At 34.4% G+C, this 22,813-nt stretch carries 22 protein-coding genes and 1 pseudogene; 5 read left to right on the top strand and 18 right to left on the bottom strand.

Annotation, left to right across the window (positions count from 1 at the left end; genetic code table 11):
• Positions 1–209 precede the first annotated feature (209 nt).
• Positions 210–1,199 (bottom strand): lipoate--protein ligase, encoded by a 990-nt coding sequence (locus NSQ40_RS05875; RefSeq protein WP_098188001.1) that lies wholly within the window; start codon positions 1,197–1,199, stop codon positions 210–212.
• 11 nt (positions 1,200–1,210) lie between these two features.
• On the bottom strand, positions 1,211–1,945 hold the full coding sequence (locus NSQ40_RS05870; protein ID WP_006093885.1) for an MBL fold metallo-hydrolase: 735 nt from the start codon (positions 1,943–1,945) through the stop codon (positions 1,211–1,213).
• Positions 1,946–2,145: 200 nt separating this feature from the next.
• On the opposite strand from NSQ40_RS05870, the gene yhfH reads away from it, so the two are divergent.
• Positions 2,146–2,274, top strand: coding sequence for a protein YhfH (gene yhfH / locus NSQ40_RS05865; protein ID WP_000567010.1), 129 nt, complete (start codon positions 2,146–2,148; stop codon positions 2,272–2,274).
• 40 nt (positions 2,275–2,314) lie between these two features.
• On the opposite strand, the gene NSQ40_RS05860 is transcribed toward yhfH, so the two are convergent.
• Complete coding sequence (locus NSQ40_RS05860; protein ID WP_003195828.1) at positions 2,315–3,328, bottom strand: LacI family DNA-binding transcriptional regulator; 1,014 nt, start codon at positions 3,326–3,328, stop codon at positions 2,315–2,317.
• 197 nt (positions 3,329–3,525) lie between these two features.
• On the opposite strand from NSQ40_RS05860, the gene NSQ40_RS05855 reads away from it, so the two are divergent.
• Positions 3,526–4,467 (top strand): helix-turn-helix transcriptional regulator, encoded by a 942-nt coding sequence (locus tag NSQ40_RS05855; protein ID WP_003195826.1) that lies wholly within the window; start codon positions 3,526–3,528, stop codon positions 4,465–4,467.
• Positions 4,468–4,561: 94 nt separating this feature from the next.
• Entirely contained in the window at positions 4,562–5,086 is a 525-nt protein-coding gene (locus NSQ40_RS05850; protein WP_003195824.1) for a DinB family protein, read from the top strand.
• Positions 5,087–5,281: 195 nt separating this feature from the next.
• On the opposite strand, the gene NSQ40_RS05845 is transcribed toward NSQ40_RS05850, so the two are convergent.
• The 10 genes and pseudogenes from NSQ40_RS05845 to NSQ40_RS05800 all read right to left on the bottom strand — a co-directional run bounded on the left by NSQ40_RS05845 (position 5,282) and on the right by NSQ40_RS05800 (position 13,617).
• Positions 5,282–5,704, bottom strand: a complete 423-nt coding sequence (locus NSQ40_RS05845) for a YfmQ family protein (protein ID WP_018766587.1) — start codon at positions 5,702–5,704, stop codon at positions 5,282–5,284.
• Positions 5,705–5,863: 159 nt separating this feature from the next.
• Positions 5,864–6,280, bottom strand: coding sequence for a hypothetical protein (locus tag NSQ40_RS05840; protein WP_224796020.1), 417 nt, complete (start codon positions 6,278–6,280; stop codon positions 5,864–5,866).
• 27 nt (positions 6,281–6,307) lie between these two features.
• Positions 6,308–6,499 (bottom strand): hypothetical protein, encoded by a 192-nt coding sequence (locus tag NSQ40_RS05835; RefSeq protein ID WP_003195817.1) that lies wholly within the window; start codon positions 6,497–6,499, stop codon positions 6,308–6,310.
• A 22-nt stretch (positions 6,500–6,521) separates the two neighbouring features.
• Complete coding sequence (locus tag NSQ40_RS05830; RefSeq protein WP_033795942.1) at positions 6,522–6,824, bottom strand: DUF2087 domain-containing protein; 303 nt, start codon at positions 6,822–6,824, stop codon at positions 6,522–6,524.
• A 155-nt stretch (positions 6,825–6,979) separates the two neighbouring features.
• On the bottom strand, positions 6,980–7,963 hold the full coding sequence (locus tag NSQ40_RS05825; RefSeq protein ID WP_003195811.1) for a carbohydrate kinase family protein: 984 nt from the start codon (positions 7,961–7,963) through the stop codon (positions 6,980–6,982).
• A 17-nt stretch (positions 7,964–7,980) separates the two neighbouring features.
• A complete protein-coding gene (locus NSQ40_RS05820) occupies positions 7,981–9,453 on the bottom strand; it encodes a glycoside hydrolase family 32 protein (RefSeq protein ID WP_033795943.1) in 1,473 nt (490 codons plus the stop codon).
• Positions 9,454–9,518: 65 nt separating this feature from the next.
• Positions 9,519–10,967, bottom strand: coding sequence for a sucrose-specific PTS transporter subunit IIBC (locus tag NSQ40_RS05815; RefSeq protein WP_018766592.1), 1,449 nt, complete (start codon positions 10,965–10,967; stop codon positions 9,519–9,521).
• Positions 10,968–11,071: 104 nt separating this feature from the next.
• A complete protein-coding gene (locus NSQ40_RS05810) occupies positions 11,072–12,055 on the bottom strand; it encodes a LacI family DNA-binding transcriptional regulator (protein ID WP_018766593.1) in 984 nt (327 codons plus the stop codon).
• Positions 12,056–12,320: 265 nt separating this feature from the next.
• Positions 12,321–12,731: pseudogene (locus NSQ40_RS05805) on the bottom strand (YhgE/Pip family protein); the annotation flags it as partial.
• Between the two features lie 313 nt (positions 12,732–13,044).
• Positions 13,045–13,617 carry a TetR/AcrR family transcriptional regulator gene (locus NSQ40_RS05800; RefSeq protein ID WP_018766595.1) on the bottom strand — a complete coding sequence of 191 codons (573 nt, stop codon included), beginning with the start codon at positions 13,615–13,617 and terminating at the stop codon, positions 13,045–13,047.
• 363 nt (positions 13,618–13,980) lie between these two features.
• On the opposite strand from NSQ40_RS05800, the gene NSQ40_RS05795 reads away from it, so the two are divergent.
• Positions 13,981–14,838 carry a hypothetical protein gene (locus NSQ40_RS05795; protein WP_033797564.1) on the top strand — a complete coding sequence of 286 codons (858 nt, stop codon included), beginning with the start codon at positions 13,981–13,983 and terminating at the stop codon, positions 14,836–14,838.
• Between the two features lie 42 nt (positions 14,839–14,880).
• On the opposite strand, the gene NSQ40_RS05790 is transcribed toward NSQ40_RS05795, so the two are convergent.
• The 4 genes from NSQ40_RS05790 to NSQ40_RS05775 all read right to left on the bottom strand — a co-directional run bounded on the left by NSQ40_RS05790 (position 14,881) and on the right by NSQ40_RS05775 (position 20,769).
• Positions 14,881–17,247: a DUF6359 domain-containing protein gene (locus NSQ40_RS05790; protein ID WP_098188000.1), complete on the bottom strand. Its 2,367-nt coding sequence runs from the start codon at positions 17,245–17,247 to the stop codon at positions 14,881–14,883.
• Positions 17,248–17,766: 519 nt separating this feature from the next.
• On the bottom strand, positions 17,767–18,753 hold the full coding sequence (locus NSQ40_RS05785; RefSeq protein ID WP_098802915.1) for a HAMP domain-containing sensor histidine kinase: 987 nt from the start codon (positions 18,751–18,753) through the stop codon (positions 17,767–17,769).
• Entirely contained in the window at positions 18,750–19,421 is a 672-nt protein-coding gene (locus tag NSQ40_RS05780; protein WP_018766599.1) for a response regulator transcription factor, read from the bottom strand. Before NSQ40_RS05780 ends, NSQ40_RS05785 begins: the two co-directional genes overlap by 4 nt.
• Positions 19,422–20,028: 607 nt before the next feature.
• Positions 20,029–20,769 carry an SDR family NAD(P)-dependent oxidoreductase gene (locus NSQ40_RS05775; RefSeq protein ID WP_098159222.1) on the bottom strand — a complete coding sequence of 247 codons (741 nt, stop codon included), beginning with the start codon at positions 20,767–20,769 and terminating at the stop codon, positions 20,029–20,031.
• A gap of 120 nt (positions 20,770–20,889) precedes the next feature.
• Here NSQ40_RS05775 and NSQ40_RS05770 point away from each other — a divergent pair, with 120 nt between their 5' ends.
• Positions 20,890–21,732, top strand: a complete 843-nt coding sequence (locus NSQ40_RS05770; protein WP_258248175.1) for a LysR family transcriptional regulator — start codon at positions 20,890–20,892, stop codon at positions 21,730–21,732.
• A gap of 101 nt (positions 21,733–21,833) precedes the next feature.
• Here the strand turns inward: NSQ40_RS05770 and NSQ40_RS05765 are convergent, their stop codons facing one another.
• The gene (locus tag NSQ40_RS05765) at positions 21,834–22,709 is read right to left on the bottom strand and encodes a LysR family transcriptional regulator (RefSeq protein WP_018766603.1); all 876 of its coding nucleotides are present in this window, start codon (positions 22,707–22,709) and stop codon (positions 21,834–21,836) included.
• Between the last annotated feature and the right edge of the window lie 104 nt (positions 22,710–22,813).

Here is a 22,813-nt window from a genome sequence, read left to right as displayed (position 1 = left end):
CAAACCCCACCTTTATAAAATTTAGAAAATTTAAAAATTCTAAATACATTATATTAAAAGAAAATTAAACTAGCAAGTAACATTTAATTAACTGCATATAAATGAGCATTCATTCATTTTTTAATTAGAGACTCCATTTCTTGTTTTTATGCGCTTTTTTGCAACAAAATAAAAAACAGTCATACGGACAATATGACTGTTTTTACGAGTTAAAAGAATAACGCTAAGAAATCTTCTTTTGTTATATTACCAAAGTAGCGTTTTACATCTACATCTTCTAAAGCCGCGGCAAAAGCTTCTTTATCAAACTGTACTCCTGTTAAACACTCTTCAATATCATGAACATCTTCCACGCCGAAGAAATCACCGTATACTTTACATTCAGTTACTGTTCCTTTTGTTACCTCTAGGCGAACATCAACTTGTCCAACTGGGAAACGGTGTGAATGTTGTAAGTTGAACTTAGGAGACTTTCCGTAGTTCCAATCCCAATTACGGTAGCGCTCTTCAGAAATTTTATAGATTTCTTTCCAATCTTCTTCTGTTAATTCATACGTTGGAATTTCTGTTTCTCCTTCAAAAATCGTCGCTAGAAGAAGCTGTTTAAATTCTTCCGTTGTCATTTTTTCATGTAAAAATTCCGTAATGTTCGCTACGCGGCTACGAATTGATTTAATCCCTTTTGATTGAATCTTATCCATTTTTACTTTGAGTGCAGATACAACGTGATCGATTTCAGAATCAAATAGTAATGTACCGTGACTAAACATACGACCTTTCGTTGAAAACTGCGCATTACCTGAAATTTTTCTACCTTCAGCTAAAATGTCATTACGACCGCTAAGCTCTGCATTTACACCTAATTTTCCAAGCGCTTTCGTAACAGGCTCTGTGAACTTTTTAAAGTTATGAAAACTATCCCCATCATCTTTCGTAATAAAGCTGAAATTTAAGTTCCCTAAATCATGATATACAGCGCCTCCGCCAGACAAGCGCCTTACGACATGAATACCTTTTTCTTTTACATAATCAGCATTAATTTCTTCTACTGTGTTTTGGTTTTTTCCAATGATAATAGAAGGTTCGTTAATGTAGAACAAAAGGTATGTTTCGTTAATATCTAAATTTTTCACGCAGTATTCTTCAATCGCTAAGTTAATTGTTGGATCTGTAATTCCTTTATTATCAATAAATAACATCATATCTCACCTCATGAATTCCAAACATAACCGCTATGCGCAAGCGTAATGCGGCCGTCAAAAATTTGTTTTGCTTCTTCTACTAAATCAGATATGTTTCCTGTGTGCGGCAGATGCGTTAACAGTAATTCCTTTACATTTGCATTCTTTGCAATATCCGCTACTTCTGTACTATTCATATGCCCTGCTTTTGCAGCTTCCTGATGTGCATACATATTACACTCACAAATAAATAAATCTGCATCTTTTGTAAATGGAATAAATTCAGGAATGTAGCTAGAATCAGCACTATATACGATAACTTTATCTCCCACCGTAATACGCATCGCATAGCATATAACAGGATGCACCGTCTTTAAAAATGAAATAGAGAACGGCCCAATCTGTAATGTTTCTTCCGGATTGTACACAATCCCTTTCGTGTGTGGTGCATGTGTTAAGGAAGAGAATCCTTGCACATCAAATCCATGTCCATAAATCGGTAGTTCTGGTAATTGCCCTTTTGCCATGCTTGTAATTAATCTTGCATATTGCAATACCCCAATATCCGCAACATGATCGTGATGATAATGTGACAACAGAACCGCATCTATATCAGATGGTGTTATATATTTTTGAATCTGTGCTAGTACACCACTACCACAGTCAACAAGTAAACGAAAACCATCGTGTTCAAACAAATACCCCGACGTTGCTTCTCCCACTTCTGGAAAGCCGCCCCAAAAGCCAACAACAGTCATTTTCATATGTATCCATCCTTTCTAAACCACTAGAAATGCAGTATTCTTCCTCTAATGAGAAAGATTTTTACTTACACTCTACATTGTTAACTATAATCCATTTCCTAAACTTTTTCATTATTTTTCACTTTGTTATAAAACAGTTGTTGACATTTCATTTTTGTACTAATACAATGATACTAAGAAATGGAAATGGAGGGATTTACATGATCGATCAACCGATGGAATTTTTCAGAAATTTACCAACAAAAACGTGTGCGCACTGCGGGAAGGAAATTGATGAGCAACACGAAGCATATCATAATAAATGTGACGATTGCGTTCACGAAGAATAATAGTTTGTAAACATAAGAAAAACCTAGCAGACATTGTCTACTAGGCTAGTAACATCGTATTCTTCACCGTTGAACCTTTCACCAAGAGCTCCAGTTCAAACTCATACAATTCTTTTTTGCGATAATTTTTCGTATGGATTTTATCCATCATTAAATCAACAACTTTATGAGCCATTTCATCAATTGGCTGTTCAATCGTTGTAATACCCGGTTCTGTAATCTGTGATAAAATTTGATTATCAAAGCCAACTACAGCTAAATCATCAGGAATGCTCCAGCCATGGCGTTTCGCTTCTGCGATAATTCCAGCTGCGACTTCATCGCCTCCTGCCAAAATAGCGGTAGGATTTTTTTTGTCCTTTAATACTTCATGGAATATTCTTTTTCCATCTTCCCAAGAGAAAGCGTTTTCAAGAAAATCAATCGCTTCTACTTCTTTGCTCTTTTCAGTGATTGCACGTAAAAAGCCCATTTTTCGCTGTTGGCTCACTACTTTTGTTTCATTTCCACGGCAAAAAATAAGGTTGCGATAATCTTGTTCTAGCACATGTTTCGCAGCTATGTATGCCCCTTGTGCATGATCAAATTTAACCGTTGGAATATTTGCTTCTTCAATGTATTCATTACATAACACAATTGGACCGTGTTGTAAATATGGCTCCACGTTCTCCCATGGATTCTCAAGTGAACATAAGATAATACCATCAACTTGTTTTGTTGATAACAGTTGTAAGTATTCCATCTCTTTTTCTGGTAAATATCTTGTTTGGCAAATAATCAGTTTATATTTATGTTCAGAAGCAGCAATTTCAATTGCTTCAATAAATCTACTGAAAAAAGGATTTGTAATCCTTGGAACTAGCACTGCAATTGTTTCTGTTTTCTGTTTACGAAGTCTTCTTGCTGCAGAATTAGGAACGAATCCTAAATGCTTCATCGCCAATTGAACTCTCTTTTTCTTCTCATCTGATACATACGGATGGTTGTTAATCACCCGAGAAACCGTTGTTCTTGATAACCCCGCTAATTTCGCCACGTCCTCGATCGTTGACACGAAATTCTCCCCCTTTGTATGAAAACGTTTTCTTAAGTAGATTATATAGTATATTATTGGAAACCGCAATACAGGCTCGCATGATTTTACTATATTAATATTATACATAGAAAAAAGTCTGTTATTTGCAGGAAGATTTGACTCATATTTAGAACTTCACAATAAGGATATTTATTACATATGAAGGATGATATTTCATGAATCGAACAGATCGTTTACTCTCTATTCTCATTGAGTTACAGAGAAAACAAATTGTTACAGCTCAAAGTTTAGCGGGAAAATTTGAGACGTGTAAAAGAACAATATACAGAGATATGCAAGCACTCAGTGAATCCGGTGTCCCAATCTTTTCAATGCCTGGACAAGGTTATTCTTTAATGGATGGTTATTTCTTGCCGCCCATTCAATTCAAACCAGAAGAGGCAGTAACTCTTCTATTAGGAAGTGATTATGTCGAACAAAATCTCGACTCAGCTTTTTCTACACATGCAAAATCTGCTAAAGAAAAATTAGAAGCAATCCTCCCTTCTGAACAGCAAAAGAAGGTCAAGGAGTTAAGAGGAACTTTTCGTTTCCTCTCCGGTACTTTCTCTCATCAAACATTTGCTCAAGAACAACTAGAGAAACAACTTCTTCTATTACAAGAAGCTATTCAGGAACAACAATGTGTTTCTTTTTCTTATCGTAAACCGAATCAAAGTGAACAAAATAAACGTACGGTAAATCCTTATGGTTTAGTCAATATTTCAGGGATTTGGTACATTGTTGCCCATTGTCTACTTCGGCAACAAATACGTCATTTCCGTTTGGATCGCATGGACAACTTACAGCAAGAGCAAACGTTCTTTATTAAACCGGAGAACTTTTATTTACCAGACTATCAACCTGAAAATAATCGAACCATTATCATTCATTTATTATTTCCATCCCATATTGCACACAAAATTATTGAGTCTCGCTACTTTTTTATAGATTCCTATGAACAAAAAGATGATGGCTTTCATGTGCTTCTAACATCAAGAAGTATAGATGAAGTATTTCCATGGGTATTGAGCTGGGGAAGCCAAGTAAAAGTGCTAGAACCGACTATTCTTTCTGAGAAACTTCGAGAAGAAGCAAAGAAAATGCTACAAATGTAATTTTTTCTTTCACTGCTGACATAATGGTGTCAACATCACTCGTTTATAGTGATCCTTAAGAACTACATTTTATAAAAGAAAAGGAGCTAACCCTATGAATCCAAATGCCATTTTAGAGAAATTTGAAAGTGTAACAATGTATTACATAAAAGAATTAGAGAAATACTCCCTTGAACAATTGAGAAGAAAACCTTCCGAAGACGAATGGTCTCTTGGACAAATGTATAATCACTTACTTACAGCTTCAAATATGCAATTAGATGCCATTGCAAAGTGTACAACTGATTCTGCAACTATAGATGGTAAGAAAACAGAAATGGGTGAAAAAGTATATGCAATGGGTGCTTTCCCTCCAGTACAAATAAAAATACCTGATCGCCCTGGATACACACCTGAAAACCCTACAGATAAAGAGGAAATTAAACAAGCATTGTTACAGATCATTGAGAAAATGAAAGGGATTGAGCCACAACTCCCTTCAATTCTAGCCAATTATAAAGTGGCACATCCAGGACTTGGGTACTTAAATGCTGTAGAGTGGTTTCAATTGATTTATATGCATTTCTCTCACCACCTTCATCAGAAGGAAAGGCTGGAGCAGCATATTATTCTAAAATAAGTGATACTTTATTACTAGAGATATAGTTGCTTATTAATTTAAAAGAACTCCTGGTGAATAAGAAAAAGGATTCCCTATATTTTAGGAATCCTCTTTTTGATCTGGAACAGAAGTAAACTAGTACACTTACTTAAAGATTATTTTCAAATTAATTTGACCTGATTTATCCCGCATTAACAGACAGTACCAATCCTTTTAGGCTAAGTCCTCAGTTACTAACATAGAACGGTTTTGAAGGCCTTTGGAACGCAGACTATACCCGACTACTTTTTTCTTGTATTGTTTGATTACATCAACGTGATCGTCGTAACTGTACACAGAAAAACGAACATCGGTTTTTCCTTTTTTCGTATTAATAACTACTGGAGTCCCACTGCTCTGTGGCGGAAAATAATATTTCTCTAAAAATATCGCTTCATTAAATTGATCAATAATTTGAATTTTATCTTTACCTTCTAATTGCTTTCCGTCGATGGTTACAGTGACAGCCGCATCACTAAGTTTTGGATGCAATTCAAATTTGCTGGAAAGCGACTTCACAACAGAGCTTGGAAGGCACGTCACTATTATTTTAAGACCACCGAGAATAATTAACATAACTATAAAATATGTCGTCATATTGTATCATCTCCATTACGTTCTAAATTAATATGATTACATTATTAATATTACCATAGTGTAAATGGTTATTTTTTGTACATTATGTGAAACTTGGTAACACAAAGAAACATACTAGGATTAGTATGTTTTTCATTTATGTATATTCTACTACTGCTCTCATGAACGTAACGGATAAATAACCTCGATATTCTTTTCATCTTTTAACGCAGCATAATACCAATAATTATGGTCTGCACCATGAATGCAAAGAATTCTCTTTCCCTCATTTTCCTCTATTACATTCTTCACCCTAGCCACCATAATATAGTGCCTTGCATTCGAAACAATATTTTGCAATTCTGGATTCACACTTTGTAACCACTCATATTTTTCTTGTGTAATTTTATCATACTCAACTGAGTTAAAAGGAATAGCTCCCTTATTAAAAAGGGACAATTGTTTCTGAAGCCAATGCGATAATTCTTCTTCTGACCGAAGTCTTTCATCACTAGGAAATTTATCAAAACTCCCTTTAAACACGTCAAATTCAAACCAGTTTACCGGAACAAAGGTGATATTATTTCTCTCACACAATGGAAATATAAGATTGGGATACTCATTTTATGTTTCTTCATAGATTCCCTTTGGATTTCCGTCTCTCAAATATAGATTCCAGCTATCTGGATGAACCTCGCCACAAATTACATCTGGCTTAAATTCAAGAATTAGTTCCTTAACTAAGGATAGAGGAAACTTATATTTCTTTTGCCATTCTTCATCATGAACCATACCTAAAATACCTACAATCGTCAAATCCCATCTCTCCTTTACTCATTTATAACTCCTCCCACTTCTTCCATTCTTGCTCTTTATTTACACGATACACACTTTCATTCCGGTCCATAAATCCATGAATGATGAATTCTCTTCTAATCGTACAACAATCTTCATGATACTGTTTAATAAATGTATTTACTTCTTTTTCTGTATATTGTTGTTCAGGATTCAATTTACTTATGAGGTACTCAAATTTCACTAACTTTTTCTTCTTTTGACTAGGCATTGCTTTTAACTTACCATTTGCATCAAAAAAATTTCTAATGACCGTATCTCTGAATTTTATTTGGCTGTCGTTCATCACGATTCCCCCTTCCCTTTTGGAAAACATGCTTTATTGAGTAAATTATATAGTATATTATTGGAAACTGTAATACTACAGAATACAATTAATTCACTTTCTCTTTCTTTATCTTTCATGCCAAAAAGAGCCGTAACAATACATACGACTCTTTTTTATACTTTATAAAGTGAAGCTTGAATCAACTGATCAATTTCTTCTTTCGTTGGAATAGAAGACATCGCTCCTTTTCCTGTCGTAGTAAGGGCCCCACTAGCATTTGCGAATGCTAGTATCTCCTGCCAATGCATATGAAGTACCTCTTCTACATTGTGCTGTTTTACTTCTTTCTCTAATAATTTATACAAACACCCACCAATAAATGCATCCCCTGCACCTGTTGTATCCTGTACTACTACATGATATCCAGTCAACTCATACTGTTTATTCTTCATATATAATTCCGCACCTTGGGATCCTTTTGTATAAATTACAGCTTTTACATCCCCTATAAATAAAGATGCAATCGCTTCTTTTTTATTACAAATACCTGTAATAAATGTTAATTCTTCATCTGAAATTTTTACGATATGTGCACTTGGGATAAATTCTAAAATCGTCTTTCTACAATCGTCTGCATGTTTCCAAAGCGGTAGCCGCACATTGGGATCAAAACTAATAATCGCTCCTTTTGTTTTAGCAGAGCGAATCGCTTTCACATGTGCATATTTCATCGGACTTTCTACTAAATCAACAGAACAAAAATGAAGAATATCACCTTCTTCAAACCATTCTTCATCTATTTCATTTTCACTAAACAATAGGTCTGCAGAAGGATTACGATAAAATGAAAAATCACGTTCACCATCTTCACGTAATGAGACGAAAGCAAGACCTGTATTCGCTTCGCTCGTTCTCATAACCTTTTCTGTATTTACACCTACTTGCTGCAATTGTTCTAAAAGGAAGTCGCCGAATGCATCAAAGCCCAATTGGGTAATTATAGATGCATTTCCTCCGTATTTTGCAACAGCAGCTGCTACATTTGCAGGCGCCCCCCCTGGAACTCTTTGAAACTCTCCCACATCTTTTAAAAACATTCCCTTTTGAACAGGAATGAAATCAATTAAAACTTCCCCAATCGCATATAACCGTTTCATACACTCCACCTCTTCTCTTATTCATAATCCCATCTTGTCGCTTGGAACATTACACTTCCTTTATTAGCAAAGAAACGAATTTCATTACTATCAGCTCTCGGGAAAATTCGGCTAGTAAATACTTCTTCCCCATCATTTATAAAGATTTCAACAGAAGATACATCTACAAATACATGAAATTTAATTGTTTGTGATTCTATTGAACACTTCCTCCGTGTCCCATAAGCCTCTCCTACTGCTTCGCCTGAATGTGCACGGTCTAATATAACCTTTCTTTGAACAGCATCATACTTAACGATCGTTCCCTCATTTTCACTTGCTCTCACTATAATTCCATATTCATCTGCATTGTTATTTTCAAATTCACAAATCAGTTCATATGATTCCCCTGTAAATCCTTCGTACATTTTCTGTTCGCTACATATTCTATCCTTTATTTTATACTCCCGTTTACGAAGTACTTGCAATTCTTTGATTGGACGCTGAATAAGTTTATCTCCACGAACAAGTAATTCCCTTGGTAGTGTCAAACAATGCGCCCAACCATTTTTATCAGTTGGATAATTTATTTCTGGTAACCCCATCCATCCAACTACAATACGTCTGCCTTCCGGGTCAACTGTTGTTTGCGGGGCATAAAAATCAAATCCTCTGTCTAATTCATGAAAGGAGCCGTGTGGCATAAACATTTGTTTTATATCTAACTTGTCTCCAAGAATATAACCAGATTGAAAAATATTTTCATAATGATCTCCTTTAGCGTTTAAACCTTGTGGAGAAAATAATAGGATGCCTCTATCCTCTACTTCAAAATAATCTGGGCATTCCCACATATAACCGAAGTCATTTAAATCAGTTTGCAGTTCCCCTTCGCACTGCCAATGTAACAAGTCAGGAGAAGAATACACTACAACACATCCTGTCCCATTTTTCCGCTGTGCTCCAATAACTGTATAAAACATCTCATCTTTTTTCCAGACCTTCGGATCCCGAAAATGATCTGTATATCCATCTGGCACTTTATCAATAACAGGCTGTTCTAACTTTGTAATTTCCCCTGCTTCATCCATAATAGCAATACATTGATATGGTTTTCTTACCCAGTTTTCATCACGAGTGTTACCCGTATAAAGTAAATACAACTTCCCTTCATGCTCAATTGCACTTCCCGAATAAGCGCCATGGCTATCGTAATCATTTGTCGGTTTAATCCCTATACCAACATTTTTCCAATGAACAAGATCTGTTGATTTCGTATGATACCAATACTTTAAACCGTGCACAGGTCCGAGCGGAAACCACTGATAAAATAGGTGGTATTCACCATTATAATAAGAAAACCCATTTGGATCATTCAGTAGACCTGTTTCAGGCTGTATATGAAATGTTTGTCTCCACAAACAATCGTTTACTCTTTCTTTTAAACTTTGCATATTTTCGTCGCTTACTTCCTCAATCCGGCGATAACGTTGTTCTTTTGTCCATATCATTTCCATCAAACTCCCTTAATGAACAAAGAAGAACCCTATCATTCTTCTCTGTTCATTACAATAAATTAAGCTGCATCTTTTTGAGAAGAGTCCATTCCCCCATTTTTTGCTCGTTTTGCTAAAAGAAGTGTTACACCAAAAGCCACTATAAAAGAAATCACCATTCCAATTACATACGGGATAATACTATCTGGTCTAATGGAAATAATACCAGGCAACCCAGCAGCTCCTAATGCAATAGCTTTTACCTTATAAAAGGTTACAAAAGCAGATGCAATTCCTGCACCAATAATCGCTCCTATAAACGGATATCTTAATTTTAAATTAACACCAAACATCGCTGGTTCTGTAATACCTAAGAGGGCAGAAATCCCTGCTGCTGAGGCAACTCCTTTCACTTTTTTATCGCGTGTAACTAAAAAGACTGCAAGAGTTGCTGCGCCTTGAGCAACGTTAGACATTGCCGCAATCACAAATATGAATGAACCACCCGTTTTTGCAACATCAGCAAGTAATTGTGTTTCCACTGCAATAAAACTATGGTGCATACCTGTAATAACAATTGGTGCATACAGTAATCCAAAAATACCGCCACCAATAAATCCAGCTGTATCATATAACCAAACGATTCCATCTGTTAACAAGTTACCTGCAGAACGTGTAATGGGTCCTACAATTGTAAATGTTAGTAAACCTGTAACAAAAATCGTTAATAAAGGCGTAAGAAGATTATCAAGTGCCGTTGGAATGACTCTTCTTAAATATGTTTCTATTTTCGCTAAAATAAATGATGCCACGAGGACTGGTAATACAGTGCCTTGATATCCTACTTTCTCAATACTAAAACCTAGTATATCCCAAGCGGGTACTTTGTCAGCCAATAAAGCTGCCCCATATCCATAACCGTTCAATAAATCTGGATGGACCATTAACATACCAAGAGCTGCCCCAAGATAAGGATTCCCGCCAAATCGTTGTGTTGCCGAGAAACCTATTAAAATTGGTAAGAATACGAATGCTGCGTTTGCGAATGTATTAATAAGAGCTGCTAAATCTGTAATTTGAGGATTGGCTTCTACTAATGATTTTCCTGCAATAAATAAGTCTTTTGCTGTTAATAAATTATTAATCCCCATTAATAATCCGCCCGCTACAATAGCCGGAATAATAGGAACAAAGATATCAGAAAGCATTTTTACAAATCGTTGAAGTGGATTCAACTTTTTCGTTCCAGCAGCTTTCACGTCTGTTGTAGACATCCCAGAAATCTCTGTCAATCTCGCAAACTCTTTATACACTTCGTTCACAGTTCCTGAACCGATAATAACTTGAAACTGTCCTCCCGTAGAGAAAGTCCCCTTAACCTCATCCATACGATCCAATTTCTTTTGATCCACTTTCCCCTCATCATGTAGAACTAAACGTAAACGGGTTGCACAGTGTGCTGCTGCCGATACATTCTCTTTACCACCAATTGCATCTAAAATTTCTTTTGCAATTTGATTGTAGTTCATAATGCTCCTCCTTTATTATACTTATTTTTGGAACCGGTTCCAAAAAAGAACCTAATTAAAAACCAGCTTTTGGAACCGGTTTCAATTAGATTATATGCTCGCGTTTATATATTGTCAACGCTTTCTCTTTCAATTATTTCATATTTTGATACCGAAATTTTTTCTATCATTTCTTCATTTACGAGTTTCACAATATTTCGAGCTGCAATTTGTCCAACCTCTTTATAATAAAATTTCACAGTTGTTAAAGCGGGATGAATCATCCCTGTTACTTGGTATCCACCAAAACCCGTAATAGACAAATCTTCAGGTACTCGCAACCCTTTCATATAGGCTGCTTTTAGTGCACCAAGCGCGATATTATCTGTTGCACACACTAAAACAGATGGACGAAATTCTTCAATAATTTCAGAGGCCTTTTCAATTGCATCTTCAATCTTAAAACTTGTTTCGTAATATTTCACTTCACATCCAGCAGCTTCGTCTACTGCTCGTTTAAAGCCTTGCTTTCGCTTTGTACCAACTGCAATATCGTGCTCTGTTACACCTAAATAACTAATTTTTTTATGCCCTCTTGCCAAGATATATCGCCCTATATCATAGGCTGCTCCATAATCATCATGAATAAAGCTATACACCTCCTGATGCTGCTGTCCAACAAGCATCACTGGTATATCAATTTTACGAAACGCCTCGATATGCCGATCAGTAACTTGTGCAGCCAACAAAATAATCCCCGCAACTTTTTGATTAACCAATGTATAAATATTTTCAATTTCTCGTTCCAAATCTTGATTGGAATTCGATATTAACATTTGATAATTCAGCTCTCTTAACTCTTCATCAATACCAATTAATGTGAGCGATGACGCATAAGAATCCAAACGTGGGACGATTGTACCAATAATATTCGTTTTCTTCGCCTTTAAACTTTGGGCAAATGTATTCGGAACATATCCTGTATCTTGAATCGCACGCTCAATTTTTCGTTTGGTCGCATCGCTGACAGATCCTCCATTCAAATAACGGGAAACCGTACTCTTTGCAACCCCCGCTATTTGCGCTATATCCAAAATCGTCTTTTTCATCATTTCATCTCCATATCCGATTGCTTACTATATCAATTTCACATTTCCTACAACTTCTAAGAAATCAAACTTTTATAAATAAAATCCAATATCTTTTCGCTCAAAACCTTATAGGCCACTCTACTTTTATCATAAGTATAAAGTGAATTATTCTATTTAGAAAGTTTAATGGAACTATTACACCTTTTTACGTAAATACAGAACAGTCCTTCATTTGATGAAAAAATCAAATGAAGGACTGTTCCTCTTATTTCTATGATTGACCTCAAACTCCCTGACTATATTCTCCTTCAGCCAAATTTCGATATTTTCGCTTATGCATCCAAGTCAACGAACCAATTGTTCCAAGTGACAATATAACAATAAAGATCATTAATATCCCTGCATTTTGCCACATAAATCCGAAGTCTCCACTTGATACAACTGCTTTAAATCCGGATACAGAATATGTCATTGGTAACCACGCATTAAAGTGTTGTAAAAACTTTGGAATTAATTCCAGCGGGAATGTTCCTGCGCTTGTTGTTAACTGCATAATTAATGTTAAAATCGCAATAAAACGTCCTGCATCTCCAAAAGCTGTTACTAAACATTGAATTAACGCAATAAATGCTAAGCTTGTAAGAATACTAAACAGAATGAAATATGGAACACTCTGTACTTCCACACCTAACCCTAACTTTTATCCCGCTATTTGCGGACAGTAAGACCTCCGTGGAATCAACTTTCCATAAAAGCCCGATTAGTGAGCGTTAATAATTAGCCGGGGATGAAGCTCACCTACTGATTAACGTTTCACCTTATCTCTATACTCTATGCACCTTTTTATTTTGAATGACTATTAAATTCATTTGGTCAACGTGAACGTATTCAAAAATTATCTTTTCACAACCTTACATACGTAATCTGATTTTTTCTCTACTTCCTCCTTTTGGACTTATGACCAATTTGTTCAATCGGTCATTTTTAACTATAATAAAAGGATTATCTTAGTTTGACAATCCCTTTAACAAATAAAGTTCAAATAATTCTGCAATTCTTTCCTTTTCTAATGGTTCATGATTCTTTTCCCAATCGAAAATAAGTGATACATATAACCGAAGCATGATAAACGCCGTAATTTCTGGATCACACTTACTAATTTCACCTTTTTCAATCGCAATTTCTAAATAAGATTGAATAACAGATACAATTTCAACATCTACTTGTTGCATAACATCTTGTACTTCTTTTGTTCCCATATCTCGCTCTTCTTGAATCAGTTTAATCATGAGCTGATGTTCTTTTCTAAATTCTAAGATGTTATATAATGCCCTATGTACATTTTCAAAAAATGAAACATCTGGACGAATTGCTTCTTTTGCAACTTGCTTCATTTCAGTAATTAAATTAGAAATAATTTCGCCAAATAATTCTTCTTTATTTTTGAAAAAAGTATAAATTGTTCCTTTCCCTACATTCGCTAATTTTGCGACTTGATCCATTGTTGTCGCCTTATAACCAAATGCTGAGAAAGATTTTGTTGCAGCTTCAATAATAGAACGTTTTCGATCGACAGCCACATCTTCACCTCCAAAAATGACCAATTGGGTAATCCAGTCAATTAGTACATTTTTGATATTATCACGGTTTTCCATTGTTTACAAGTTCTCTTTTTATTTATTTCCAAGTATAAAACATTTAAATCTATACATCGACCTTTATTTAAGATACTACTGTCATAGTGTATCAAAAAAAGGGAGAAAATGAAAAGGTCAAGAAACGTAGTAAAATCCATTAGCAAATATTAAGCAACAAAAACAATATCTTTTACGAATTTTCCCTCTTTTTCAAATTATCAATTGAAAAAACAAGAAATTTTTTACAATTAGTAGTAATATAGAACATAGATATATTTATTAAAAATAGTGGGGGCTCTTTCAATCATGATACGTGCACTTAGCTTACATATAAAACAAGCCTTTTTAAATAAGATTTCTCTCACTCTCTTGTTTAGTTGGTTGATTCTTGTTTCAATTTATCATTATTTCTATATTTTAAAATATTTAGGAGGGGTACCTGACGAGCTTTTAGCAACGGCTTATAAATGGATTGGCTTTCGTGATGATGAAATGGATGTGTATTTGCTTTTAATGCCTGTACTAGCAGCACTCCCTTTTAGTACAAGCTATAACTCTGATAAAGCTGATAAATTTAAATCATTTGTAAGTAAAGAAGTTCCCTTTTTTCCCTATGTATGTACGAAATATATCGTTACCTTCCTAAGCGGGGGGCTTCTTTATATTCTCCCATTCGTATTTTCATTGCTTTTTTGTAAGCTGACAATCCAAGATGGTATTCCTACACCCGCCTTAAGTATTATAAAAGACAACGGTATGTTTGCATCATTGTATTTCTCTTCTCCAATTACTTATATTTCCCTATATATTGGGATTATTTTCTTGTTTGCTGGTCTTATGGCGGTATTGGGTCTCTCTGCATCCATATGGTCCAGAAAAGATTACATGGCAATTCTATGCCCTTTTGCTATAACCTCTCTACCATATGTTGTTTTAAATATCGTATTCCCTACGATTGGAGGAGCACCTATTCATTTATACGACCCAAAACAGCCGCTCCAAGGAATGTCGCCTTACATTTTAATCATGCAATGCACCGTATTTTTTGGAATTAGTTTATTTATGTATATGAAAGGTGTACAGAAAGATCGGAAAAAATATATGCGGAGACTTCAAAAAAGAATCCGGTGTAAAAAATCGATTCAAAAATCAGTTAGTATGTAATGTAAAATATCCCACAGCAATTATGCTGAGGGATATTTATACTTAGGAAGCTTTTTTTAAATCAATTTGCGCAAGCACTGGATCATGGTCACTTACACGGCCATGTTCTTTCATAATGTTTGAATTTAAATGTACCGGATCGACAACTGTATGCGGTGCAATATTATTTGTTACTAAAATATGATCTAATACTTGTGCATTTCCGTCATGAATATACGTGTAACGATTTTCTTTCGAAACCGTTTCTAACATATCTTGCATGTTTTCTGCTTTTAATGCTTGCAGTGGTTTCGAGAATTCGAAGTCATTCATATCACCAACTATAACAACTGGTGCATTCACATCTCGTTTTTGAATTTCTTTTACAAAATTGTTTGCTTCTTGTGCAAGCTGAATTCGTTTCTCTTCACTCTTTAATACAAGTGGTTGAATTTTCCCAAACGGCGTCGCATCACCAAGTTTTGAATTTAAGTGATTTGAAACAACGACGATATTTTGTCCTTGGAATGTAAACTCCGCAGCTAACGGTTTACGAGTATTATCAAACAGCGAATTTTCTTGTCCTATGCGCGTTGGATTTGTTTCTAATAGCTTTGGCTTATCTGCCAATTTCACACGTGATGGATTATAGAAGAAACCAACGCGAATGTTCGCTCCTGGCGCTCCTCCATCTTGATTATTTTGCGGAGCAACTTCTACATACTCATATTTTGGTCCACGAATCTCTTGTACCGCATCAATAATTCGCTTAGCACTTAATGAAGCATCTGTTGTTCCATCATTGATTGATCCATTATTATCTTGCATTTCTTGTACACCAATAATATCTGGCATCTTTAAATTATATTTAATAGAATAAGCAATTGCTTTTACCTTTTCATCAGATGTTTCTTTTGCATTCGCTGAAAAGTTTTCAATGTTATATGTTGCTACTGTTAATTTTCCAAGGCGAGGCTGAATATTTGCCCCTACTTGTTTAAATCCACCATCTGTTACTGATGGTAATTCTGTTACTGGTGAAATTCGATACGCACCATAGTCATACCCGACTACACCTGTTATATCTCCAGTAAACTTGTCTCCTGCTTTCGCTACATAATCACGAGGTACTTTTAAAGATAGACGCTCTGGATTGAATTGGTTCTCGCCTAATAACGGCGTTCCATATTTCGTAGTTACTTTATCTCCACCATTTGCAACTGTTACATATAAATTCCCATTTTTCTGCGGTCCAACAATTTGAGGAGTCGGCATTGTAACACGCATACCTTCTAAACTCTCATAAAAGTCAATTGCATCTTCATTTGGATCGAATACACCAAATGCATCATTATCAATAATTTGATCAGGAATCTTTACGCCATTTTCACCTAATACAATCGCAGATGGCAATTGTTGATTATTTGCTTTCACAGCAATATTGCTTGCTTTAATTTCTGTGATGGATAAATCTGTATCAAATCTGTCAGCATATCCAGATCCAATAAACTCTTCGACTTCTCCATCAATTTGAACAAGATCTCCAGCAGCTACATTTGCCTCTTTTTTATATACATAAATCCCTTCTGAAGTTGCAGGATCATTATCAGGCTGCGAGTCTTGCATATAAAATCCATTCTTATCTAGCGCTGTTACAATACCTTCTACATTTCGTACTTTTTTCCCATTATAAGGAGAAATATGTGATGCACCTTGAATATCATGAATACGAACTTGCTCATTTTTTACAACCGTAAAAGAAAAAGTAGCAACGGCTGAAGATGAAAGACCTTCTTTTACTCCAATTGCTTTTAGAACACTGTTTTCATTTAAAACAATCGGTTCATTATAACGAATACTTTTATTCGTAGGAACAGATCCATCTAACGTATAATAGATTGTTGCCCCTTCTGTATTTGTTGTTAATGTCACCGCTGTTCCCTTTTCAACCTCTCCACCATTTGGTGATGCCGTAACATCGCTCACACGATGTGGTGTTTCCCCTTGAAACTTATAAGCTGTTACGGATTTTAAACCAGGGCTACTAAAATAGAGCTCAAGCGTCCCTGTTAATTGAACTTTCTTCCCAACATTTTCAGGATGATCCTTTACATTCACTGCTGTTCTCACGTCACCTTTTGGCAACTGAACAGGCATAATTTTCTCTGGATCCGTCTCATTTGGCGAATCTGCTATCGCTACATTCGTATCTCCAAACTTCGCTGGATCCTTCGTATACTTAGAAGAGCTTTCTGTATATCCAACAATATACCCTTCCACTACCCCTTTACTGCTTCCTTGCTGCTTAAACATTTGAATCGCATCCTGCACAGACAATGCAGAACGTTCTTCTGCTTTTACTAAAGTTCCAGTAAATGAAATCAGTAGTATAAATGATAGCAAGATACTTACTAGTTTCTTCAAATTCATCGTCCTCCCCTAATTTTAATATTCTCTTAGCATGTATTATCATAACAAAAAATTCTTTATAAAGAACTTAAAATTCGACAAATTTCACAAAAAATTAATCTCATACTTCCGTATGAGATTTCTATTATGATTCCCCTACTATTTTCTTACAGTATTCCATTCCTTTTATGGATTTTATTGATAGCTGATTTTCTTACAATAAAAGTAAGAATCATACAGAAAGAAGTGAAGAGAAATGTTCATCTATATATTCTGTAGCGTTTTGGTCTTATCTTTTCTCTACGACCTTATATTTGATGCAAATTCATTACCATCCATTGCGCTGAATGACCAACCTACTAAGCAACCTCGTGAGTATGAAAGAGAGTATTATAACAGCAAAAGCACTCTTAAAAGATTTATCTAGACTAAATTGTAAAAAGTCATGGCTATCATAATAATAGCCATGACTAATATTATTATGATAGCCTTTTACGTGTATCTAGGAAATGTGTAAGCTCTATATTATTTTTAATATGGTTATCTTTTAAATACATATTTAGTACCCTTATCATTTGAAGACAACTCACATTTAATATTTAATATCTCGCATGCTTCTTTAATTATTAAAACGCCTAGCCCTTGATGAGAGTCCCTCACATTGAACCCTATTCCATTATCTTGTATAACAATAGCACCATTTTCTATCATTACATGAATAGAACTCGCCTTTGAATGACGTTGTGTATTTTGAAATACATTATCAAGTACTCTTTCTATCCATAATTCGTTACTGCGCCAAACAAGTTTCTCATCCTTAACCATATATTTAATCTCTATATTTTTATTATTATATATATATGTCCATTTCTTAATTATTTTTTCCATTAAGTTTGCTATATCAACGTTTTCATAAATTATATAGGATTTTTTAACAGACTCTAAATCTTCTTGGTTCAATTGATTTACTAATTTTGAAATATACTCAATTTGTTGATAGAGCGATGAAACAGATTTTTCTTCCAGCATCCCATTCTTTTGAAACAAAAATAGCTCTAATCTCATTGCTGTTAAAGGTGTATTAATATCATGAGACAATTTATTTAAATACTCTTTTTTAAAGGATAACTCTGTGTTTAACATAAGTTCTTTATGAGCTAAACGATCAATTAGTATGTTGATTGATTCAGCTAGCCAACCAATCTCATCATTTTTTCTTACTGGTAACTTTTCAGGTAACTTTTTGTCTTGAGATATCTTTTTGATTGTTTTATTTATTTCGTTGATTTGTCGCAAAATATGATTAATTGATTTAGAAGATATTACGATTAATAAAATCAGTAATCCAAAGAACACTCCAAATATGCTTGAATAAATTAATGTTTGATTATACGGCTGTTCTAAGTAAAAAACTGTTGATATAACTAAATAAAGTAAAAACAGAATGAGGTTAGTTAGTAAATATAAAATTGGTACAAAAAAGACTATAGCTGCTAATAACAAGTAATATTTTTTCTTAAGACTCATCCGTGATTAAGGGTATTTAATCTGTACCCTTCTCCATGAACTGTTTCAATAATATCATTATTTTCATCCAAAATTTTCTCTCTGATTTTTTTAATATGAACATTTAATACACTGTTTTTAGAATACTCTAATGGCCATAAATAATTGAATATCTGTTCCCTAGTTAAAATTCTGTCTCTATTTTCATATAAGTAAAAAAACAGCTTCCTTTCTGTTGCTGTCAATTTTATTTCAGAATGTATGTTTTGTTTAAATATTTTACAACCAACTGCATCAACGTATATATTTTGAATTTGAGTAAATAAACCGTATTTATTCTTAAGTATCAAGTGTATCCTTGCTAATAGTTCACGTGGGTCAAACGGCTTTACCAAGTAGTCTTCTCCAAGAGATAACCCTTTTAATTTACTATCTATATCACTTCGGGCTGTAAGGAATAAAATCGGAAGTGAATATCCATTCGCCTTCAATTTCTCTGATATTTCATACCCGTTTTCACCTGGTAACATGATATCGATTATTATAAGATCAGCGTATTTTACTTCTTTTAGGACTCTTTGACCATCAGTTATCCAAAGTACATGATACCCTTCTCCTTTTAATATCTCTTGTAACATGGAACCGATGGCGTGATCATCCTCAATAATTAAAATAGTATATCCATTCATTAGCAAATCACCTCTTTGAATTGTACGATTGAATAGTCCAAAATTAACCAGTATTTAACTAAACTATATCACATGATAATTCATCGCCCTACATGAACTCCGATAATATTTTTCAAGTGCCTTTTAACATTTACCTATTTTGAAACACAAGAAACAATACAAAAAATAAAAAATACGTAATAAAAAGTATAAGAATTGGTCTTAACTTTATTTCCTTCATTTTCCTTACTCCCTTAAAAACTACTTCGTTAATAAGCAAAGCTATTGAGAAAATGAAACTAACCATAGAAATTATTAAACTTACTGCTGATAATACACCCATTAACAATCAACTCCTTTTAGTGAACTTATCTTTATGGTAATGGGTATTTATAAAGATTTTATTAACACTGAAATGATTATTTTTGAATTTCTTGTTAATTAATAAACGGTGTATAGCTTGCAAAGAAAGAGGATACTATGTCCTCATGTGGAACATAGTATCCTCTTCTAATTATATAAATACATTAAGATTGTTTTTCTCATTGTTCAATCCATTTCGTTTCAAACAATACACACTTTACTGTCACTTCTTAAAATACACCTTTCTATTAAGTTGCTAATACTATTAAAGCGTCTGTCCATTATCAATTGTAAATACCTGTCCCGTAATAGATTCCTGAGTCAATTGAAAAAGGATAGCCTCTGCAATATCATTTGGTGTTGAAATTCTTTGAAGTGGTAGATTTCCCGCAAGTTGGTACATCTTCTCCTCATTACCTGACCACCATCTCGTATGAACTGCACCAGGAGAAATACTATTTACTCTGATGTCAGGTGCTAATGCAATAGCGAGCGACTTTGTCATCGTATGAATGGCTGATTTTGTTGCTGCATACGGTATAGATGATCCTAGTCCCGTTATCCCTGCAACGCTCCCCATATTCACAATCGCACCTGATTTTTGCTTCTTCATATAAGGAACAACAGCTTTTATACAATGAAACATCCCTTTCACGTTTACACTGAAAAGAGAATCCCACACTTGATCCGTTACGGACTCTAGGTCATCCATCGGTATTTGAGCTGTTATACTCGCATTATTCACTAAACAATCTACTGTTCCAAAAAAATGAACAGTTTGAGATACCATCGCCTCCACTTCTTCTTTTTGTGCTACATTTGCTTTCAAAGTGATCGCTGTACCTCCTCGCTGCTTTATTTCATTCACTGCTTCTAACGCTTCTTTTTCTGAACGACTATAATTAATCACAACTTTTGCTCCTAAACTAGCTAACTTCAAAGCAGTAGCCTTTCCGATACCCGTACCGCCACCTGTTATAATAACTACTTTATCTTTTATGTCCATTTTAAAATCTCCCCACTGTATCTGATTCCATTTCATTTTATCTTCGTTCATTTGAGGAGTATAATACTGAATAATGAAGCCGATATCATTTTAAATGATACCTAGTGGAGGGATCTATTCTTGGAAAGCCATGACTTATGGATTTTTAAACATGTTGCAGAACTACAATCAATATCTAGAGCTGCTGAGAAATTAGGATATGTACAACCGAATATAAGCCAGCGCATTAAAAATTTAGAAGATGAATTAGGCGTTAAAATATTAAAGCGTAATAATAGAGGTGTCACATTAACGGAAGAAGGAATAGTGTTATTAGATTACACAAATGAAATTATGCTTTTAATGAATGAGGCAAAATCAAAAATAAACCCTCAGAAATGGAGAGAATCTTTAGCAATTGGAGCATCACAAACCATTTCCGCGGTGAAAGTGCCTCAGCTATTCTCTTCTTTTTTGGCATGCTATAAAAATATGGATGTAAAAATAAAAACGACTGATAACGCAAAGTTACAAGAAATGCTTTTGTATGGAGAACTTGATGGGATTTTCATAAGCGGTTTATATAATGATTCACAATTCGAAAGTGTGTACAGTTATTATGAAAATATCATACTCATTTCACCACAACATACTCAAATTGAAACGAAGCATCATCAAACTTTACTTGTAAACAGTGATCCAAATTGTATCTATAGAAAAAAGCTATTAGATTACTGTAAGGACCATGCCTTTAATCCGAAAACGATAATGGAATTTGATTCACTTGAGTCTATCGTGCAAGCTACTCAAAATGGACTTGGTATTACGATTATACCGGCTAATGTGGCATATAGCCGAACAAAGACAAAAGCGATTCATTATGAAGAACTACCTGAAACAGTCAAAATTGACTTTGTGATTAAGCGTAGAAAACAACAACCGCAAAGCTTAAAGAAATTCATTCGTTTTTTAAAAAAGTTATAAATTTTAAACAAAGCCCCTTTAGTTTTTCAAAAGGGACTTTGTTTGAAACCTCACTTGAACAGAAGATACGTTTTTCCCCTCTCCTAAAACAATATGTGTATTTATAACAACAACGATTCAATTAGTTTCATAAGTTGTTGTTTTGTTTGGCTCAAATAGTTTCTTTTTTTAGAAGAAATTAATAATCCTATAGGCACTTTAGGATTAAACCCTTTAATCTTAAATGATATATTACTTTGTTTTAAGACCGTTCCCTTAGGGAGAATACCTATGGCATTTCCAAAAACCATTTGTGGAATGAGATGTACCGCACTACAATTGTAGACTCTTTGAAAAGATACATTGTTTTCTACTAAGAAAGAGTTTACAGCTTTGTAATAATTACAACTATTTTCTCCAATCAAGATTGGATAATGAATGATATCAGATATTTCAACTGACTCTTTTTTTAATACTGGATGATTCGGGTTATTGACTATAAATTCGATTTGTTCTTTGCTAAGTGGGGTGAAATTTAGATTAGAAATATTTTCGTTGTTTGCACAAACAGCAAAATCAATCTTATTTTGCTCTATCATTTGTGATAAAAGCGCTGTGTTTCCTACAACAAAATCACAATGTATGTACGGTTTCTCATCGTTTAAATATTTTAATATGGGGGGAATTAATTTTTCTGCAACAGATTCTAATATCCCGATTCTTAATGTTCCTTTCTCCTCATTACTTATACGCTGCGCTTGAGATATTGAATAATTCCAATGCATTAATAAGTTATCTACTTCCTCTGCAAATAAAATGCCTTCCTCTGTTAACCGAGCATCCCATCCACGTTCAAATAGAAGAAAACCAAGTTCATTTTCGAGTTTTTTTATATGTGTTGTTACGGTTGATTGAGCATAGTTTAATTTTTTGGCCGCAAGTGAAAAAGTTCCTTCCTGGACAATCATTTTGAACGTTTTTAACTCTTTTATTTCCATTTTCACACCTAATCTCTATCGGTTTTATTGATAATTGTATTATATATTTTCAATTATACAAATCAAAATCACAGCAGTAAAATAAATCCATAAGAAAGGGAGTG

Origin of the sequence: Bacillus sp. FSL K6-6038 (assembly GCF_038050455.1) — a bacterium.
Taxonomy (GTDB): Bacteria; Bacillota; Bacilli; order Bacillales; family Bacillaceae_G; genus Bacillus_A; species Bacillus_A pseudomycoides.
Note: the sequence above shows the minus strand (reverse complement) of the source record. Positions and strands in the feature narration are given on the sequence as shown.

Coding starts and splice junctions, on each gene's coding strand:
- NSQ40_RS05875 (WP_098188001.1), bottom strand. CDS start 1,199: ATGTTATTTATTGATAATAAAGGAATTACAGATCCAACAATTAACTTA.
- NSQ40_RS05870 (WP_006093885.1), bottom strand. CDS start 1,945: ATGAAAATGACTGTTGTTGGCTTTTGGGGCGGCTTTCCAGAAGTGGGA.
- yhfH (WP_000567010.1), top strand. CDS start 2,146: ATGATCGATCAACCGATGGAATTTTTCAGAAATTTACCAACAAAAACG.
- NSQ40_RS05855 (WP_003195826.1), top strand. CDS start 3,526: ATGAATCGAACAGATCGTTTACTCTCTATTCTCATTGAGTTACAGAGA.
- NSQ40_RS05850 (WP_003195824.1), top strand. CDS start 4,562: ATGAATCCAAATGCCATTTTAGAGAAATTTGAAAGTGTAACAATGTAT.
- NSQ40_RS05845 (WP_018766587.1), bottom strand. CDS start 5,704: ATGACGACATATTTTATAGTTATGTTAATTATTCTCGGTGGTCTTAAA.
- NSQ40_RS05830 (WP_033795942.1), bottom strand. CDS start 6,824: ATGAACGACAGCCAAATAAAATTCAGAGATACGGTCATTAGAAATTTT.
- NSQ40_RS05825 (WP_003195811.1), bottom strand. CDS start 7,963: ATGAAACGGTTATATGCGATTGGGGAAGTTTTAATTGATTTCATTCCT.
- NSQ40_RS05820 (WP_033795943.1), bottom strand. CDS start 9,453: ATGATATGGACAAAAGAACAACGTTATCGCCGGATTGAGGAAGTAAGC.
- NSQ40_RS05815 (WP_018766592.1), bottom strand. CDS start 10,967: ATGAACTACAATCAAATTGCAAAAGAAATTTTAGATGCAATTGGTGGT.
- NSQ40_RS05810 (WP_018766593.1), bottom strand. CDS start 12,055: ATGAAAAAGACGATTTTGGATATAGCGCAAATAGCGGGGGTTGCAAAG.
- NSQ40_RS05795 (WP_033797564.1), top strand. CDS start 13,981: ATGATACGTGCACTTAGCTTACATATAAAACAAGCCTTTTTAAATAAG.
- NSQ40_RS05790 (WP_098188000.1), bottom strand. CDS start 17,247: ATGAATTTGAAGAAACTAGTAAGTATCTTGCTATCATTTATACTACTG.
- NSQ40_RS05785 (WP_098802915.1), bottom strand. CDS start 18,753: ATGAGTCTTAAGAAAAAATATTACTTGTTATTAGCAGCTATAGTCTTT.
- NSQ40_RS05780 (WP_018766599.1), bottom strand. CDS start 19,421: ATGAATGGATATACTATTTTAATTATTGAGGATGATCACGCCATCGGT.
- NSQ40_RS05775 (WP_098159222.1), bottom strand. CDS start 20,769: ATGGACATAAAAGATAAAGTAGTTATTATAACAGGTGGCGGTACGGGT.
- NSQ40_RS05765 (WP_018766603.1), bottom strand. CDS start 22,709: ATGGAAATAAAAGAGTTAAAAACGTTCAAAATGATTGTCCAGGAAGGA.